This window comes from Sphaerisporangium sp. TRM90804 (assembly GCF_029846175.1).
Taxonomy (GTDB): Bacteria; Actinomycetota; Actinomycetes; order Streptosporangiales; family Streptosporangiaceae; genus Sphaerisporangium.
This window is the reverse complement of record NZ_JARWAC010000015.1, coordinates 40,998-58,069: the sequence shown is the minus strand read 5'-3', so window position 1 is coordinate 58,069 and position 17,072 is coordinate 40,998. Positions and strand designations below refer to the sequence as shown.

The window sequence follows — 17,072 nt, the reverse complement described above, 5'->3', positions numbered from 1 at the left end:
ACGATCAGATCCCCGCATCGTCCCCGCCCCCGGCCCGGCGTCACCGCGATCTATTGATGGTGGTTATGGCCTCTCTGTGTCACCACCCGGGTCCCGGACGCTCCTCCGGCCACGGGCCTCATCGCCTCAGCAGTGGGTGGCCGTCCTACCCGGGCCGTCCGGCGCGGGGGGCCGGCATCCCGTCCGTGCGATCGATAAGCGCCGCTTATCGGCGGAAGGGAGGTGCCGGTGGCGAGGCTCTTGCACCCGCTCGACCCCTATGTAAGAGTCTTACTCATGCCTCCACAGATAACCGTCGCGGTGGCGACCGTGCTCGGCGTCTTCCTCGAAGACCCGGCCAGGGTCCGCTACGGCTACGACCTCATGAAGGAGACCGGCTTCGCCAGCGGAAAGGTCTATCCGCTGCTGGCCCGGCTGCGCGGCGCGGGATGGCTGACCGTGACGGAGGAGGACGTCGACCCGGCGGTGGCCGGCCGACCGGCCCGGCGCGGATACCGGCTGACCGCCGAGGGCACACAGGTCGCCCGGCGGGAGCTCGCCAGGCTCGACGAACGGCTCCGGCCGGCCCGCGACCCGCGCGGCATGCGCCCGGAGGGGGGACTCGCATGAGCGGTGTGCTGCTGGCGGGCGGTGTGATCGTCACCTTCGTCGGCCTGCTCGTCTACGACATGCTGCAGGGCCTGATCAACGAGGAGGTCAGGGTGCGACTCGGAAGACTGCCCTTCACGATCCTGAGGCTCGCAGCCCGCCAGTTACCCGAGGAGTTACGCCAGGAGATCTACGAGAACGAATGGGTGGCGGACCTGCGGTTCCTGCTCAGCGAGGACGCCGAATCCGGGCCGATCACCCGGCTGGTCACCGCCAACCGGTTCGCGTTGTCCCTGCTCCTGCGGCGAGGGGGCGCACGCACCGCGAAAGAGCTGTACGCGCACACCGCGCCGTCCATGCGCGAGTTCACCGACATCCGCCACCTGCCCCGCAACCGCCGCAGACGGTTCCACGCGCTCACCGCGCGGCTGAGGGAGCTGTCCGCCCTTCCGGTGGGGAACCTGGACGACGGCGCCCTCGCGCGCCTGGCGGCGGGCATCGCGATCGCCTGCCAGGCACTGGTCGACGACCGTGCCGAACGTCCGGCCGCGGCCCTCGCCGCGCCCCTCCTCAGCGCGTCGCACCCGCTGGCCTGGCGCCTGGGGCTCGACCACCCGGCCATGCTCGACCTGCGCCGCGCCCACGCTCACGCTCGGCTCCAGATGGGCCACGCGGTGGCCGAGGGGCTGCTCCGCGAGCTGCGCCGGGACGAGGCCAGGCTCTTCGGCCGCGAGGACCCACGCACGTTCCGCACCCGGCACCTCCTGTGGTGGGCCGCGGCGATGGCGGGACGCCTCGCGGAGGCGGAGGCGGGCCTGCTCGACCTCGAAGCCCGCATGGCGCGCCTGGCCGACCCCGACCTGCCGCTGCTCCGGCACATCCAGTGCAAGCGGAGCTGGGTGCAGGGCTTGCTGGGCAAGGTGCGCGAAGCGGTGGAGGGGTACGACAGGGTCACCGCCGACCGGTCGAGGGAGCTGGGCGCCCGGCACGTCGACACGCTCGACACCAGGCACAGCGAGGGCAAGATGTTCGTCCTCGGCGGGCACGCCGTGCGGGGGCGCGACATCCTGCGCCCGGTGCTGCGCGAACGCAGGCGCCTGCGTGGCCGCGGGCATCCCGACACGCTGGAGACGGCGAAGTACCTCGCCGTGGCCCGCTTCTCGGCCGGCCCCCCGCGCGGCGCCGTGGCGCGCCGCCTTCTGCGGGCACGACTCCAGCGCATTCTCACCGCGCAGATCCGCTCGCGGGGGGCCGACCACCCCGACACCCGCGACACCCTGCGATTGCTCGCCAAGTACACCACCCGCGAGGAGACTTCATGAAGCTCGGCTTTCTCACCGCCTGTCTCGGCGGGCAGTCGCTGGAGCAGGTCGCCGCATGGGCGTCCGCAACCGGGTACGACTGCCTGGAGGTGGCGGTCTGGCCGCCCGGCGGCGCGCACGAGCACAACGCCGCCCACCTCGACGTCGCGAACTTCACCGCCGCGGACGCCGAGCGGGTCGGCGAGCTGATGAGCCGGTACTCCCTGACGATCCCCACGGTGACCTACTGCGACAACAACCTGCACGCGGACGACCGGCTACGTGAAAGCATTCACCGGCACCTGCGGTCGGTGATCGACACCGCCGCGCTGCTGGGGGTCCGCAACGTCTGCACGTTCATCGGGCGGGACGTCAACCGGTCGGTGGCCGACAACCTGAAGTCGGGCGAGCGGCACCTGCGCCCGCTGGTGGAGTACGCGGGGGAACGCGGGGTGCGGCTGCTCGCCGAGAACTGCCCGATGGAGGGGTGGCACCCCGACGGCTACCCGAGCAACCTCGCCTACTCGCCCGAGCTGTGGGACTGGATGGCCGACCTCGGGTTCGGCCTCACCTACGACCCCTCCCACCTGCCCTGGCTGGGCATCGACCCGATCGACGCGCTGCGGTACGCCCTGCGGCGCGGCATGGTCGTCCACGTGCAGGCCAAGGACATCGAGATCGACGAACGGGCCCGCACCCGTTACGGCGTCTTCGGCAAGACGGTCGGCCGCGCCTCGCCCACCGACGTCGGCTGGTGGCGCTACCGCGTCCCCGGCCGCGGCGGGCTCGACTGGAACCGCGTCATCGACACCCTCTACGCCCACGGGTACGACGGCACCGTCTCGGTCGAGCACGAGGACCCCGTGTGGGGCGGCACGCTCGCCAAGACCCACGAGGGGCTGCGCATCGCCGCCGGAACCCTGCGCCCCCTCATCGGCCCCGAGGCCCACGACCCCGGCGCCGCCGGCCCGGGCCCGGGTGGCGGCGCCGGGTGGTGATACTGGAGCGTGGAGTCGGAGCTTGGCCTTCGTGACGTGCGGTGTTTCGTCTGTGTGGCGCGGGTGCTGAGCTTCTCGCGTGCCGCCGCCGAGTTGGGGATGTCGCAGCCCGCGGTGAGTCAGGCGGTGGGGCGGCTGGAGCGAGCCTCGGGGGTCCGGCTGTTCGAGCGGACCAGCCGGGAGGTGCGGCTGTCCACGGCGGGGAAGGGGCTGCTGGCCCGGGCGGAGGCGTTGCTGGAGGCGGCCGCCTCGTTCTCGGCGGAGGCGGCGCGGCTGGCAATCTCTCCCCGGCCGGTCATCCGGCTCGCCTACGCGCCGCTGGTCGGGGGGCTGGCCGCGCGGGCCGCCCGTCGCCTCGGCGAGGGCGAGCCCTCGGTCGACGTCGAGCTGCGGGCCATGGGGTGGCGCGCCGCCACCCAGGCGCTCACGCGCGGAGAGGTCGGGGTGGCCATCCTCGGGGCGCCGTTTCCCGTGGGGTTCACCACCGGCGTCCGGTTCCACGTGACGGTCGGGCACCTCGCCGTGCCCGCCGGCGACCCGCTGGCCGGGCTCGCGCGGCTGACGCCGGCGCAGCTCGGCCGGCACCGGGTGCTGCTGCCGCGCAACCGGCCGCCCGGCGGCATGTGGGCCCGGGTGGCGGCCACGCTGCGCGGCGAGCACCAGCACCGCGTGGTCGGCGAGGACATCGACGACTTCACGGCCGTACTCGACCTGGTGGCGGCCGGGGCCGGGCTGCTGCCCGTGCCGCACCTGCTCGCCGCGTCGATCCGGCGGGACGACGTGCGCTTCGTCCCGTTCGACGCCGGCGACCTCCGCCTCACCTTCGGCCTGGCCTGGCCCCCCGGGCGCGTCCCCTCCGAGGTGACGACGCTCGTCCACACCGTCCAGCGCACCCTGTGGACCAGGTGAACGGCCGCACTTCTCTCAGCGGAAGTCGGCGGCGTGGTCGACGGCCCACTGGCGGAACGTCGCGGCGGGTCTGCCGAGCACGTCACGCACGGTGGAGGTGACCGGCTCGGGGGAGGCGGCCATCGCGGCGTGGGCGTCGAGCACCTCCTCCGCCGTGGAGGCGGGCCAGCCTTCGGCGACCATCTCCCGGTGCGCCTCCCGCCGCGTCAGCTCCTCCCAGCGCGCGGGGCGGCCGACCGCCTCGCCGATGAGGGTGACCTGCTCGGCCATGGTCACCGTCTCCGGGCCGGTCAGCACGTACCGAAGCCCGGCGTGGCCGTCCTCGGTCAGGGCGCGCACGCCGACGGCCGCGATGTCGCGCTCGTGGATCAGCGACCGGGCCGCCTTCCCGTGGGCGCCGCGGACGACGCCGGTGGCGCGGATCCTCGGCGCCCACAGCAGCGTGTTCGTCGCGAAGCCGGATGGACGCAGCAACGTCCACCGCGCCCCCGACTCCTCGATCAGGCGCTCCAGGAAGGCGTGGGAGCCGAGGATCGACCCGGGCACCCCCTCCTGGTCGGCGGACGTGCCGTTCGCCGACACGTAGACGACGTGGCCCGCGCGCTTGGCGATCGCCTCGACGACGGCCGGCGCGGCGCGGTCGGCCGACAGGGTGGGCCAGACGAGGAACACCGACGCGACCCCCTCCAGGGCGGCGTCCAGCGAACCCGGGTCGCCCAGGTCGCCGCGCACGACCTCGGCGCCGCCGGGCAGGCGGGCCGAGGCGGGGTCGCGGGTGAGCGCCCGCACGGCGGCCCCGGCGTCCAGGAGCTGGGAGACGACGTGCCGGCCGACGTTGCCCGTCGCTCCGGTGACCAGGATCATGAGCGGTTCCCTTCGTCAGCGGTCGGTTCACGCCCAGCATGTGACCTCAACAGAAGTTGAGGTCAACCGGCGCTGAGGCGGCCGGTTCAGGCCCGCGCGCGACCTCGGCTGAAGTTGAGGTCGACCGGCGCTGTGGCGGCCGGTTCAGGCCCGCGCGCGACCTCGGCTGAAGTCGGCACGAGCCGTGCGGCGGCGCGCCGCACGGAGCCACGGAAGGTAAAGCCTGAGGTCGTGCCCCGTGGGTGCGTGGTAAAGCGCCCCTACCGGGGAAGAGAAGTGGCTGGCGCCTGGGGAAGGCCGCCGACAGGAGGTGGTCCCGATGCGGAACGCGGGGCGATGGCTGACGCTGCGGGCGCGTCTGTACCGGCCGGACGGCAACCGGCTGCGGCGGCGCTCCGATCGGCTTGAGAGCTTCGCCGTGCTGGTCTCCCTGCTGCTGTTCGCGGGCGGCTTCGCGCTCGCCTTCGCGGTCGGGGACTCCGTCTACCGCGGCGGCGTCGCCGCCGAGCGTTCGGGCCGGTGGGTGTCGGCGCTGGCGGCGCGGGACGCTCCCGTGCCGCGTGTGTCCGCCGAGGGCATGTCCGCCCAGCCGCCGGTCGCCGTCACCTGGACCGAGCCCGGCGGGCGCACGGTGAGCGGCGAGGCGCCGGTGGTGTCCGGCACCAAGGCCGGCGCCGTCGTCCAGGTGTGGCTCGACGCCTCGGGCACGCCCGGCGCCGGGCCCCCCGACCACGGCGTCACGCTGGCCCGCACGGTGGCGAGCGCGCTCGGCACCGTGGCCGTCTGCGGCGTCCTGCTGCTCGGCTGCCTCGCGCTGGTGCGCCGCGCGCTCGACCGCGGCCGGTACGCCGACTGGGACCTCGCCTGGTTCGCCGCCGACCAGCGCCGCTGGCACAAGCCCGAGACCTCCTGACCCTTCCGAGGGCCCAGGCGCGGCACGCTTACCCGTCGCTAATCCCCGCCCGCGTAGACATTGGTCCTGTTCCCGGGCGCGTGTCCCGGGGGCGGGAGGAGGACGCAGATGACGGTCCGGCGGCTGGCCCTGGTGGCCGGAGTACTCCCGGTGCTCGTGCTGGCCGGGTGCGGAGCGGCCGAGGCGCCCCAGGTGGCCTCGGCGTCGGGGGCGAAGGGGAGCGCGGCGGCGTCGCCGTCGGCCTCGCCGGCGGTGTCCAGCGACCCGCTGAAGTTCGCGCAGTGCATGCGTGAGCACGGCATCGACATGAAGGACCCCGAGCAGGGCGGCAGGATCTCCATCAAGATCAAGAAGGGGGACGAGGGCAAGCTGGACACGGCGCAGAAGGCCTGCGGCAAGTACATGCAGGGTGGCGGCGACGGCCCCGGCCGGGACGACCCCGCGGTCAGGGACGCCATGCTGAAGTTCGCCGCGTGCATGCGCGCCGAGGGCCTGGACGTGCCCGACCCGGAGCCGGGGAAGGGGGGCATCCGCATCAGGAGGGACGACAGTGTCTCCGAAGAGGTGTTCGAGCGGGCGCACAAGAAGTGCGAGCACTTCATGCCGGGCGCCGCAACCGGCAAGGGTGGCCCGGCCGGCGAGACCCGCTCGGGCGGCTGACCCGGGCGGTCAGGCCGCGGGGAGGTGGACGGTGACGCGGAGGCCGCCTTCGGGGCGGGCGGCGGCCTCCACGCGGCCCCGGTGGGCGGTGACGATCGCCCGGACGATCGACAGGCCGAGGCCCGAGCCGTGGGCGGAGCCGACGCGGTCGTGCAGCCTGCGGAAGGGCTCGAACAGCTCGCCGACCTCGTGCCCGGGGATCGGGACGCCGGAGTTCTCCACCCGGACCACCACCTGCCCGTCCTCGCGGGTGACGGCGGTCTCGACCGTGCCGTCCTTGACGTTGTACTTCAGCGCGTTCTCGACGAGGTTGTACACGCACCGCTCGATCAGCACCGGGTCGCCCGCCGCCACGGCGGGGTCCAGGCGCGCGGTCATGACGACCCGCCGCCGTCGCGCCGTGGCACGCAAAGAGTCCTCGACGGCCCGCACCACCTCGTCGACCTGCACGGCCCTGCTGGCGACGACCTCGTGCTCGGAGCGGGTGAGCAGGAGCAGGCCCTCGATCAGCCGCTCGTGCCTGGCGGTGGTGGCGAGCAGGGCGGTGCCGAGCCGCACCAGGTCCTCGGACGGTTCGGGGTCCTCCAGTGCCACCTCCAGCAGCGTCCGGTTGATCGCCAGCGGGGTGCGCAGTTCGTGCGAGGCGTTGAGCACGAAGCGCCGCTGGGTGTCGAAGGCGCGCTGAAGCCGGTCGAGCATGGCGTCGAAGGTGTCGGCGAGGCGCTTGACGTCGTCGTTCGGGCCTTGGAGCGCGATCCGCTCGTGCAGGGTGCTCTCCGACAGCCGCCGGGCGGTCTCGGTGACGCGGCTCAACGGCCGCAGCGCCCGGGCGGCCACGAAGTGCCCGAGGATGATCGCCAGCACGCCGACCGCCACCATGACGAGCGCCGAGTTCTGCAGCAGATCGCCGAGCACCTGCTCCTTGCCCTGCTCGATCCGGTAGGCGAAGTCCCTGGTGATGCGCAGGGCGAACACCTTCGGCCGCCCATCGGGGACGGGCACGGCCGAGTCGATCGGCGGCGGGTAGAACTCCCGCTCCAGCGCGCTCGCGGTCAGCAGGTACGTCACCAGGAGCAGCGCCGACCCGGCCGCGAAGAACAGGCCGCTGTAGATGACGGTGAGCCGGGCCCGCAGGCCCACGCCGCTGCGCGCCGTCCGCAGCAGCCGGCGGATCATCCCCCCTCCCCGGGGGCGGGACCCGCCGAGGGGCGGCCCAGCCGGTAGCCCAGGCCCGGGACGGTGCGCAGCACCTCGGGCGGGCCCAGCTTCCTGCGCAGGGTGGTGATGGTGACGCGCAGCGCGCCCGTGCCCGACTCGACGTTCTCGTCCCACGCCCGCGCCACCAGCTCCCGCGCCGACACCGTCGTGCCGTCGGCCCGCATCAGCTCGGTCAGCATGGCGAACTCCTTGCGGGTGAGCGCCACCGGCCGGCCGTCTCTGACCACCGTCCGCGCCCCCAGGTCGAGCCGCACCCCGTCCCGCTCAAGGACGGCTGGCCGGGTGCTCGCCGTGCGGCGCGCCAGCGTGCGGATGCGCGCGACCAGCTCGGCGAACGCGAACGGCTTGACGAGGTAGTCGTCGGCCCCCAGCGCCAGCCCTTCGATCCGGTCGCCGACCCGCCCCGCGGCCGTCAGCATGAGCACGCGGCCCGCGCCGCCTCCGGCGGCCAGCGTGCGGCAGACCTCGTCGCCGTGCAGTTCGGGAAGGTCGCGGTCCAGCACGATCACGTCGTACCGGACGTAGGCCAGCCTCTCCAGCGCCTCCGCGCCGTCGTACACCACGTCCACCGCGATGGCGCGGCGGCGCAGCCCCCGGGCGATGGCGTCGGCGAGCTGGTCCTCGTCCTCGACGACGAGCACACGCATCGCGGCCCCCTTCCGATGGATCGACGTTCCAGCGTGGCGCACCAGGCGTTAGGCACCGGTAAGGAGTGGAGTCGCCGGATACGACCGTGTCACCGGTCTTATCCGCCGCTAATCGCCTTCCCGCTAGAACTCGTCCCTGTCGGTGGGCGTGGGTCCCACGGCGCGGAGGTGAGGGGAATGAGGGTCAGACGGCCGGGTGTGATCCCGGCCGGGGTGGCGGTGGCGGTGGTGCTCGCCGGAGCGGCGGCGACGATGGCGATGACCGACGCCGGCGCCGCTCCGGCGGCGCCGACCGGCGTCGTGCCCCCGGCCACGGCCGAGATCACCCGCGGCGACCTCACGGACACGACGTCGGTCGGCGGCACGCTGACGTACGTCGGCGAGCGCCGCGTCTACGCGGGCGGCCGGGGCACGGTGACCGCCGTCCCCAAGGAGGGCGCGACGGTGACCCGGGGCCGCGCGCTGATGAAGGTGGACCGCCGGCCCGCCGTGCTCATGTACGGCGAGCTGCCGATGTACCGGACGCTGGCGCTGGGCGTCTCCAACGGGCCCGACGTCGAGCAGCTGGAGCGCAACCTCCGGGCACTCGGCTACGGCGACGACATGACGGTGGACACCGACTTCACCTGGGCCACCACGCGGGCCGTCCTGGACTGGCAGGACGACCGGGGCCTGCCCGAGACCGGGTCGGTGGACGCGGGCCAGGTGGTCTTCCTGCCCGGCCCCGTGCGGGTGGTGGACGTCAAGATGGAGGTCGGCGACGCGGTGGCCCCCGGGCGCCAGGTGCTCGCCGTCACCTCCACCCGCCGCATCGTGCACGTGGACCTGGACGCCGCCGACCAGTCGCTGGTGAAGAAGGGCACCCCCGTGTCGGTGGAGCTGCCGGGCGGGCGGGAGGTCGAGGGCCGGATCAGCAGCGTCGGCACGGTGGCCAAGGCCTCGGGAGAGGAGGGCGAGCCCGAGAGCGACGGTGAGGCGACCGTCGACGTGGAGATCACCCTGCGCTCCGCGGGGAAGGCCAAGCTGCTGGACCAGGCGCCGGTCACGGTCACCGTGGAGAGCGAGCGGGTGAAGGACGTCCTGTCCGTCCCGGTAGAGGCGCTGCTGGCCCTCCGGGAGGGCGGTTTCGGCGTCGAAGTGGTCGAGGGGGCCACCTCGCGGGTGGTCGCGGTGGAGACCGGCGTGTACGGCGGGGGCCGCGTCGAGATCTCCGGGACCGGCCTGGCCGAGGGCATGAAGGTCGGGGTGCCGGAACGGTGACCGCCATCGTCGAGCTCACCGGCGTGCGCAAGGTGTACGGCGGCACGGTGGAGGCGCTGCGCGGGGTGGACGTCACCATCCTGCCGGGGGAGCTGGCCGCGATCGTCGGCCCCTCCGGATCGGGCAAGTCCACCCTCCTTCACCTGATCGGCACGCTGGACCGGCCCAGCTCGGGCACGGTCCGCATCGCGGGCTACGAGGTCGGGAAGCTGACCGACCGGGAGCTGTCCGCGCTGCGCGCCCGGCACATCGGGTTCGTCTTCCAGCAGTTCCACCTGGCGCCGGGGACGACGGCGCTGGACAACGTCGCCGACGGCCTGCTCTACACCGGCCGCCGCGTCCGCGAGCGGCGGGAGCGGGCGGCGGCGGCGCTCGAACGGGTGGGGCTCGGGCACCGGCTGGGCCACCGGCCGCACCAGCTCTCGGGCGGGGAGCAGCAGCGGGTGGCCGTCGCCCGCGCCGTGGTCGGCGACCCGGCGCTGCTGCTGGCCGACGAGCCGACCGGCAACCTGGACTCGGCGGCGGGCTCGGACGTGCTGGCGGTGCTGCGCGACCTGAACGACTCGGGCACGACGGTGACGGTCATCACGCACGACATGGACGTCGCCGCGTGGGCCCCACGCCGCATCCGCGTCCGCGACGGCCTCATCGCCTCCGACGACCACCCCGCCGACGGCCAGGAGGCCGATGGCGTCCCGTCCCCCGCGGGGAAGGGGGGCACCCGTGAGTAGGCTGTCGCGCTCGGTCGGGGAGGGGCCCGCGCGGGCGGTGCTCGTGCCGGCGCGGCTGTCCGGGGGCGACGTCCTGCGGGTCGGGATGGCCGGGCTGCGGACGCGTCCGGCGCGGGTGGTGCTGTCGGCGCTGGGCATCGCGATCGGCATCGCGACGATGGTGGCCGTCATCGGCATCTCGTCCTCCTCCCGGGAGGACCTGCTGCGCAGCCTGGACGCGCTCGGCACGAACCTGCTCACCGTCCAGCCGGGCCAGACCCTGTTCGGGGACGACGCCAAGCTGCCCGAGGGGTCGGCCGCGATGGTGCGGCGGATCGGCCCGGTGACGACTGCCGCGGCCACCGGCACGACCGACGTCACCATCCGCAGGACCGACCGGGTGCCCACCGAGGTCACCGGCGGCATCGCCGTGCAGGCGGCCGAGCAGGACCTGCTCACCACGCTGCGCGGATCGGTCCGCACGGGCACCTGGCTGAACGCGGCCACGGCCGAGCAGCCGGCCGTGGTGCTCGGTTCGGTGGCGGCCCGGCGGCTGGGGATCGAGCGCACGGGCGTGCACGTGTGGATGGGCGACCGCTGGTTCAGCGTGATCGGGATCCTGGCGCCGATGCCGCTGGCGCCGGAGATCGAGCGCTCGGCCCTGGTGGGATGGCCGTCCGCCGAGCGTTACCTCGGCTTCGACGGCCATCCGACCACCGTCTACGAGCGGTCGGACGACGAGGCGGTGCAGGCCGTCCGCGCGGCGCTGCCCCGCACGGTGAACCCCGAGAACCCGGACGAGGTGGAGGTGAGCAGGCCGTCCGACGCCCTTGAGGCGAAGGCCGCGGCGGCGGGGGCGTTCACCAACCTGCTGCTCGGGCTGGGCGCGGTCGCGTTGCTGGTCGGCGGGGTCGGCGTGGCGAACACGATGGTGATCTCGGTGCTGGAGCGCCGCCGCGAGATCGGCCTGCGCCGGTCGCTCGGCGCCACCCGCGGCCAGGTGCGCGTCCAGTTCCTCGCCGAGTCGCTGCTGCTGTCGGTGCTGGGCGGCCTGACCGGCACCCTGCTGGGCGCGGCCACCACCACGGGCTACGCCCTCTCCCGGGGCTGGCCCGCCGTGGTACCGCCCTGGGCGATGGCCGGCGCCCTGGGCGCCACCCTCGTGATCGGCGCCCTGGCAGGCCTCTACCCGGCGATGCGCGCCGCCCGCCTCCCCCCGACAGTGGCCCTCGCCGGCACCTGAGGCGGACCGGGAAGGTGGCTGGACCGTCCCCCCCAAAGGTGCCTCCGGCGCAGCTCTATCCAGGCGGCGCTCTGGTCACCGGGGCCCGTCCGTCGCGCGGGCCGCGCGCCGGGGGTGGTGACTTGGGGGCCGACGTACGGAAGTACGTCACCGTGGCGGGGACGGTCGCCCTGGTCGGGCGGGTGTGATGTGCCGGGTCCGTCCCCGGAATGGTGCCTTCGGCGCAGTTCTATTCAGGCGGCGCCCCGGTCACCGCCACCCGGCCGTCGCGCAGGCCGCGCGCCGATCGAGGACGACGTGGTGCTTCTGGTCGGCGAGCTCGTCGCCAATTCCGTGAAGCACTCGGAGTCGGGGCGGAGGCCGGGCGGCGTCGTGAGCCTGCGGGTGTACGACGACGGTCGCACGGTACGGGTGGAAGTGGTCGATGAGGGTTCCGCCACCGACATCCCGCGGATCCCGTCGCAGGTCGACCCGTTCCGTGAGAGTGGACGTGGGCTCTGGCTGGTCCGGGAGCTCTCCTCGGCGTGGGGGTGGAGGAAGGATCCCACGAGCCGAACCGTGTGGTTCGAAGTGGCGGATTGACGAGGAGCCACCTTCGGCGCGTGGGTTGCGCGGAGGACGGTCATCGGTGGGCGGAGTGGCTCCTGAGGAGAACGGCGCACGAAGGCACCATTCTGGGGACGGGACGCGTCTCACGCCGGGGCGGTTTGTCCGGGTTGCTCTGGTGCAGGCCGCGCGCCGGCGTCGTCGCGGTCGTGGTCGTCGCGGTCGGGGTCGTCGGGGTCGTCGGGGTCGTCGGGGTCGTCGCGGTTATCGCGGTCTCGCGCTGCGGGCCTTGATCTGGGCACCGGCGAATAGACTCGCGGTATGTTCGAGTCGGCTGACTTCGATCTGGCTCCCTATGCCGGCCTCGACGCGGCGGCGTACGTGCGGCATACGTACAACAGCTGGGACGACGTCGGTTGGCGGTCACTGCTCGTGCAGGGCTTCACCCACGCGGCCGAGGCCGAACACGTTCCGCTTCCCGCGGTGTCCGATCTGCATCTCGTGCTCTGCGTGGCGGGGAACGCGGACATGTCGATACACACGGGTGGGAAGCCTGTTCGGCGCCGCTGGGTTCCGGGGCACCTGGAGCTCATGGTCCCCGGTCGCGCCACTTCCATGAGCTACCGGGCGACGTCCAGGTTGAGCACCATCCAGGTACACATCCCCTCGCTGACCGTCAAGCGGACCACCGGAGCGCTCGGCGGCCGTGAGCCCGACTTCGAAGCGCTGTCCGCCGCCCTCCGGGCGGGAGATCCGGTCGTCGAACAGCTTCTGCGCTCCCTGGCGGGTGCCAGCGGCGTCAGCGACCTGTACGCGGAGTCCGCGGCGGCGTTCCTCTCGACGCACGTGCTGACCGCCGGCAGAAACGAGCGCCTGCCCGGTCCCGAGCACGCCGCCGTCCGGGCGGGCGTCGCCATCATGCGGGAGCGCCTGGCGGAGCCTCTGACGCTCGCCACGATCGCCGCCGAGGTTCACCTGAGTGTGTACCACTTTGTCCGCGTCTTCCGGGAGGCCACCGGCCAGACACCGCACCGGTACCTCATCCAGTTGCGGATCGAGCGGGCGCGGCGGCTCCTGGTCACCACTTCCCTCAGCGTTGAGCAGATCGCCGGGCGCTGCGGGTTCGCCAGCCCAGGCGCGTTGTCATCGGCCTTCCTGCGCCACACCGGCGTCCGTCCCTCGGCCTACCGCAAGAACTGATCGATCCTCGGCAATCGCGCGCATGTCCCCTCAAGGCGGCGATGCCTACGTTTGGGCACATGCCGTACTCCTATGGCGTGACCGCACGCTCGCCGGCTGCTCCTGAAGCCGTGTTCGCGGCGCTCACTCACGCGGCCACCTGGCCGCTGTGGTCGCCGATCGACTCCGCCGACGTCCAGGGTGGTGATCCCGCGGACCGGCAGCAAGTAGGCGACACCCGGATCTTCCGTACCGGCCGTAGTGTCGCGCTGGAGCGGATCGTCGAACTGATCGCCGACCGGCGGTTCGTCTATGACAACGTGGGCGGGCCCTTCAGGTCCTACCGCGGGACCATCGATCTCGCGCCGGCGCCCGGAGGGGGCACCGACATCACCTGGTGCGGCGCCTTCGACCCCAAGACGCCGTTCTCGGGGCCCTTGTGGCGGTGGTACCTGACCCGCTTCATGCAGCGTATGGCCGACGGCCTGGCCGCATACGCCAAGGGCGGAACCGTTTAGTCAGCGCCTTACCGGCGGCGCCTCCGGCGCGGTGCGTGTACCCCCGCCGCGCTCGGCGGCTGACTTCCCGCGCCTTCGAGGGACCACGCATGAAGTGAAGGGACACACGATGACCAGGACGAATCCACGCTCCCTCCGTCGCCGACGGTGGTGGACGCTGTGGGGGGTGATGAGCGTGTCCGCGATCGGCATCGCCGTCCAGGCGGTGCCGCCGTACGTGTCCGGCAACCCGGCCGCCGTCCCGTTGCCGCTCAACCCGGACGTGGCGCTGCATTATCTGGTCCTGACGGCACATGCCCTTCCCGGTGGCCTCGCCCTGTTCATCGGGCCGTTGCAGTTCATGAGCAAGCTCCGCCTCCGCCGGCCGAAGTTGCACCGCGTCATCGGACGGGTGTACATGATCTCCATCGTGATCGCCTCCGTCGCGGCCGTGTTCGCCGCCGCGGTCACGATCAGCGGCTTCTCCGTCCAGGTCGCCTTCTCCATCCTCGTGGCGGCCTGGCTGTACACGCTGGCCATGGCTTACCGGTCCATCCGCCGGGGCGAGGCGCAGGTGCACCGGATCTGGATGATCCGCAACTACGCCCTGACGTTCGCCGCGGTCACCCTGCGCGTCTACCTGATCGCCGGGCTGCAGCTGCTCCCCTCGGTGGAGTTCGAAGCGATATACACCACCGCCGTATGGGCGTCGATCCTGGGCAACGTGCTCGTGGCCGAGTACTTCATCGTCCAGTGCACGCGGGCGCCGTCGGCTCGCCGTCAGCAGCGCCGGGACTCCCCGCTGGTCACGACGACAAGCTGACGGCCGTGTACCTCGCCGGTCCCGTCGGCCGATGGGCACGATGGGATCCCCCGGGTGGCGGGGGTGGAATGCGGAGGGATCTGGAAGGTGTCAGACGTTGAGGGGGGGTAGGCGGGGGGTGAGGGCGGGCAGACAGCCCTCGTCGTCCTTTCCGGGAGTGCCGGGCGGGGCGGTACGGAGCCTGAGCCGACCACAAAGGGTGGCACCACGATGCGAAAGTTCTCCCTCGTAGCCCTGTCCCGCCAGCAGCTCGAGCGCGCGGCCGAGTCAACCGTGGGGCTCGCGGCCGACACCGTCATCGGCGGGCACGAGCGTGTCCTGCGGCAGACGGTGATCGCGCTCACCAAGGGCTCGGTGCAGGGCGATCACGACCCCAACGGCGAGGCGACGGTCTACGTCCTGTTCGGGAGGGTGCGCCTGGTCACCGACGAGGCGTCGTGGGACGCGATCACCGGAGACCTGCTCCTGGTTCCGGGGGTCCGCCACCGCCTGGAGGCGGTGGAGGACTCGGCGGTCCTACTGACCGTGGCCATGCCCAACTCCGCCTGATCGGGCACACCGACCCGCGCCGCCGCTCCCGGCCGCCTTCGCGGCGGCCGGGAAGGGGCGTCAGGCCAGCGTGGCCGCGTGCGGGTCCCAGTCGGTGGGCAGCGGTTCCGGGAGCGGGACCGTCGACTGGACGGTGCGGAACTCGGCCCGGTCGGCCGACTCGATGATCGCCGTCATGACCTCCAGCACGTGCAGGGCCAGGGCGCCGGACGCGCGGTGCGGGCGGCCCGCCCGCAGCGCCTGGGCCATGTCCAGCACGCCGAGGCCCCGCCCGATCGTCGTGCCCTGGACGGGCAGCTCGCGCCAGTCGTCGTCCCCGGCGCCGCGCACCTTCACCGGCCCTTCGAAGGTGTTGGGGTCGGGAAGCGACAGCACCCCCTCGGTGCCGATGATCTCGATCGTCTTGCTGTCGTCGGTGGAGTCGAAGCTGAACGTCGTGGAGGCGCTGGGCCCGGCGGCGAAGTCGACCAGCGCCATGACGTGCGTCGGCACCTCCACCACGAAGCTCGTGCCGCCCTTGGGGCCCGACCCGATCACCCGGCGCGGCCGGGCCTGCCGCGCGGAGGCCGCCACCCGCGACAGCGGGCCGAGCATGGAGGCGAGCGCGGTCAGGTAGTACGGCCCGAGGTCGAACAGCGGCCCGGCGCCGCGCTGGAAGAGGAACTCCGGGCTCGGATGCCACGACTCGGGCCCGGGGTTGCGCAGCACCACGTTGGCGGCGACCGGCGTGCCGATCACCCCGGACGCCAGCGCCCGCGCCGCCGACTGCAGGCCGGCGCCGAGGAACGTGTCGGGCGCGTTGCCGACGCGCAGCCCCCGGGCGTCCGCCTCGGCCAGCAGCTTCTCGCCCTCCTCCAGGGTGAGCGTCAGCGGCTTCTCCCCGTACACGTGCTTGCCGGCGCGCACGGCGGCGGTGGCGACGGCGGCGTGCGCGGCCGGGATGGTGAGGTTGACGACGAGCTCGACGTCGCGCAGGGCGAGGATCGTCTCGACGTCACCCGACACCGGCACGCCGTGCTTGCGCGCGGCCTCCGCGGCCCGGCCGGTGTCCAGGTCGGCGACGCCGAGCACCCGCAGGTCGGGGAAGGCGGTGAGGTTGCGCAGGTAGGCGTCGCTGATCACTCCGGCGCCGACGACGGCGACGCCGACGGGCCCGCCGCTCACCTGCTCTCCAGACCGGTCAGGTAGGCGTGGCTGCGGGCGAGCGCCTCGACCACGTCGGTGGCGCAGGAGTCCAGCTCGACGATCCGCCACGCGTCCGGCCTGGCGGCGAGGATCTCCGGCACGGCGATCGTGCCCTCGCCGACGGCGGTGTGCGGCTCGCCCTTGACGCCCGGGCCGTCCTTCACGTGCAGGGCCAGCACGCGGTCGCCGAGGCGGCCGAGCAGCTCCGGCACGTCGGCGCCGCCGACGGACGCCCAGTAGGTGTCGATCTCCAGGAAGACCCGCGGCTCCAGCAGCGCGGCCAGGGCCTCGATGGCGTGCACGCCGTCCACCCGAGGCTCGATCTCCCACCAGTGGTTGTGGTAGCCGATCCGCATGCCGTACGGCGCCGCGCTCTCGGCCAGGCCGTTGAGCAGGTCGGCCGTGCGCTGGAGGCCGTCGCGGGTGGTGAACTCCTCCTCGGCGATGCCGCCGGGGATGATGACCAGGTCGGTGCCGATGGTGGCGACCGCGTCGAGGACCACGGGGGGCTCCTCGCTCAGCAGCGCGTAGGCATGCGTGCTGGAGACGGCGAGTCCGAGGTCGTCGGCCACCTGCCGGAAGCCTTTGGGGTCGTCCATCGGGTCGTACGGCTCCACGGCGCCGTAGCCGATCTCCGCTATCCGCCTCAAGACATCATCGCGATCGTCCTTCATCTGGTCGCGAACCGTGTACAACTGCACGCCCAGCGGTGTCGCCATCAGGGTCGTGTCCTCCTGGATCAGGCGGGGGGACGTGCTCGCGCGGGCGCGCGTCACCGTCCCCCATCCGAATTGACGGGTTAAACGCTAAGACGCCGGTTTTGGAATGACAACGGGTGGTCCACGTGGATTCACGGATCCCCTGGTGGCGAGGGCACGGCCCCGCGAGTTCCGGTCGGGTTGGACGTCAGGTCATGACCGGACCGGTCGAGCGTCGACGACGCCGGCGCGGGGACGCCGGTGCCGAACTTTGTTCCGTCAGG

Annotated in this window: 19 protein-coding genes; 14 read left to right on the top strand and 5 right to left on the bottom strand. The window is 73.1% G+C overall.

Features of this window, described 5'->3' with window-relative positions; translation table 11 throughout:
* Window positions 1-276: 276 nt before the first annotated feature.
* From PYR91_RS18835 to PYR91_RS18820, 4 genes are read left to right on the top strand one after another with little or no spacing between them, the layout of a single operon-like run.
* Window positions 277-609, top strand: a complete 333-nt coding sequence (locus tag PYR91_RS18835; RefSeq protein ID WP_279781229.1) for a PadR family transcriptional regulator — start codon at window positions 277-279, stop codon at window positions 607-609.
* Window positions 606-1,910: a hypothetical protein gene (locus PYR91_RS18830; RefSeq protein ID WP_279781226.1), complete on the top strand. Its 1,305-nt coding sequence runs from the start codon at window positions 606-608 to the stop codon at window positions 1,908-1,910. The genes PYR91_RS18835 and PYR91_RS18830 overlap by 4 nt, the downstream gene beginning before the upstream one ends.
* Complete coding sequence (locus PYR91_RS18825; protein ID WP_279781224.1) at window positions 1,907-2,887, top strand: sugar phosphate isomerase/epimerase; 981 nt, start codon at window positions 1,907-1,909, stop codon at window positions 2,885-2,887. Before PYR91_RS18830 ends, PYR91_RS18825 begins: the two co-directional genes overlap by 4 nt.
* 9 nt (window positions 2,888-2,896) lie before the next feature.
* The gene (locus PYR91_RS18820; protein WP_279781223.1) at window positions 2,897-3,796 is read left to right on the top strand and encodes a LysR family transcriptional regulator; all 900 of its coding nucleotides are present in this window, start codon (window positions 2,897-2,899) and stop codon (window positions 3,794-3,796) included.
* Between the two features lie 15 nt (window positions 3,797-3,811).
* Here PYR91_RS18820 and PYR91_RS18815 read toward each other — a convergent pair whose 3' ends face one another.
* The gene (locus PYR91_RS18815) at window positions 3,812-4,660 is read right to left on the bottom strand and encodes an NAD(P)H-binding protein (RefSeq protein WP_279781221.1); all 849 of its coding nucleotides are present in this window, start codon (window positions 4,658-4,660) and stop codon (window positions 3,812-3,814) included.
* Window positions 4,661-4,979: 319 nt separating this feature from the next.
* On the opposite strand from PYR91_RS18815, the gene PYR91_RS18810 reads away from it, so the two are divergent.
* Entirely contained in the window at window positions 4,980-5,573 is a 594-nt protein-coding gene (locus PYR91_RS18810; RefSeq protein WP_279781219.1) for a hypothetical protein, read from the top strand.
* 108 nt (window positions 5,574-5,681) lie between these two features.
* Window positions 5,682-6,233 carry a hypothetical protein gene (locus PYR91_RS18805; RefSeq protein ID WP_279781217.1) on the top strand — a complete coding sequence of 184 codons (552 nt, stop codon included), beginning with the start codon at window positions 5,682-5,684 and terminating at the stop codon, window positions 6,231-6,233.
* A gap of 9 nt (window positions 6,234-6,242) precedes the next feature.
* Here the strand turns inward: PYR91_RS18805 and PYR91_RS18800 are convergent, their stop codons facing one another.
* Window positions 6,243-7,409 (bottom strand): HAMP domain-containing sensor histidine kinase, encoded by a 1,167-nt coding sequence (locus PYR91_RS18800; RefSeq protein ID WP_279781215.1) that lies wholly within the window; start codon window positions 7,407-7,409, stop codon window positions 6,243-6,245.
* Window positions 7,406-8,098, bottom strand: coding sequence for a response regulator transcription factor (locus tag PYR91_RS18795; RefSeq protein WP_279781213.1), 693 nt, complete (start codon window positions 8,096-8,098; stop codon window positions 7,406-7,408). The genes PYR91_RS18800 and PYR91_RS18795 overlap by 4 nt, the downstream gene beginning before the upstream one ends.
* A gap of 177 nt (window positions 8,099-8,275) precedes the next feature.
* Between PYR91_RS18795 and PYR91_RS18790 the strand changes: the two genes are divergently transcribed.
* The 8 genes from PYR91_RS18790 (at window position 8,276) to PYR91_RS18755 (ending at window position 14,905) form a co-directional block, all read left to right on the top strand.
* Window positions 8,276-9,358 carry a peptidoglycan-binding protein gene (locus tag PYR91_RS18790; RefSeq protein ID WP_279781212.1) on the top strand — a complete coding sequence of 361 codons (1,083 nt, stop codon included), beginning with the start codon at window positions 8,276-8,278 and terminating at the stop codon, window positions 9,356-9,358.
* Window positions 9,355-10,089, top strand: a complete 735-nt coding sequence (locus PYR91_RS18785; protein ID WP_279781210.1) for an ABC transporter ATP-binding protein — start codon at window positions 9,355-9,357, stop codon at window positions 10,087-10,089. Before PYR91_RS18790 ends, PYR91_RS18785 begins: the two co-directional genes overlap by 4 nt.
* An 85-nt stretch (window positions 10,090-10,174) precedes the next feature.
* Entirely contained in the window at window positions 10,175-11,311 is a 1,137-nt protein-coding gene (locus PYR91_RS18780) for an ABC transporter permease (RefSeq protein ID WP_279781763.1), read from the top strand.
* Between the two features lie 300 nt (window positions 11,312-11,611).
* Window positions 11,612-11,893 (top strand): ATP-binding protein, encoded by a 282-nt coding sequence (locus PYR91_RS18775; RefSeq protein WP_279781208.1) that lies wholly within the window; start codon window positions 11,612-11,614, stop codon window positions 11,891-11,893.
* 285 nt (window positions 11,894-12,178) lie between these two features.
* On the top strand, window positions 12,179-13,057 hold the full coding sequence (locus tag PYR91_RS18770; protein ID WP_279781205.1) for an AraC family transcriptional regulator: 879 nt from the start codon (window positions 12,179-12,181) through the stop codon (window positions 13,055-13,057).
* A 59-nt stretch (window positions 13,058-13,116) separates the two neighbouring features.
* Entirely contained in the window at window positions 13,117-13,554 is a 438-nt protein-coding gene (locus PYR91_RS18765; protein WP_279781204.1) for an SRPBCC family protein, read from the top strand.
* 175 nt (window positions 13,555-13,729) lie between these two features.
* Window positions 13,730-14,356 carry a DUF2306 domain-containing protein gene (locus PYR91_RS18760; RefSeq protein ID WP_279781202.1) on the top strand — a complete coding sequence of 209 codons (627 nt, stop codon included), beginning with the start codon at window positions 13,730-13,732 and terminating at the stop codon, window positions 14,354-14,356.
* Window positions 14,357-14,566: 210 nt separating this feature from the next.
* On the top strand, window positions 14,567-14,905 hold the full coding sequence (locus tag PYR91_RS18755; protein ID WP_279781200.1) for a LuxR family transcriptional regulator: 339 nt from the start codon (window positions 14,567-14,569) through the stop codon (window positions 14,903-14,905).
* 60 nt (window positions 14,906-14,965) lie between these two features.
* On the opposite strand, the gene PYR91_RS18750 is transcribed toward PYR91_RS18755, so the two are convergent.
* Window positions 14,966-16,069 carry a Gfo/Idh/MocA family oxidoreductase gene (locus tag PYR91_RS18750; protein WP_279781198.1) on the bottom strand — a complete coding sequence of 368 codons (1,104 nt, stop codon included), beginning with the start codon at window positions 16,067-16,069 and terminating at the stop codon, window positions 14,966-14,968.
* The gene (locus tag PYR91_RS18745; RefSeq protein ID WP_279781196.1) at window positions 16,066-16,866 is read right to left on the bottom strand and encodes a sugar phosphate isomerase/epimerase; all 801 of its coding nucleotides are present in this window, start codon (window positions 16,864-16,866) and stop codon (window positions 16,066-16,068) included. The genes PYR91_RS18750 and PYR91_RS18745 overlap by 4 nt, the downstream gene beginning before the upstream one ends.
* Window positions 16,867-17,072 lie beyond the last annotated feature (206 nt).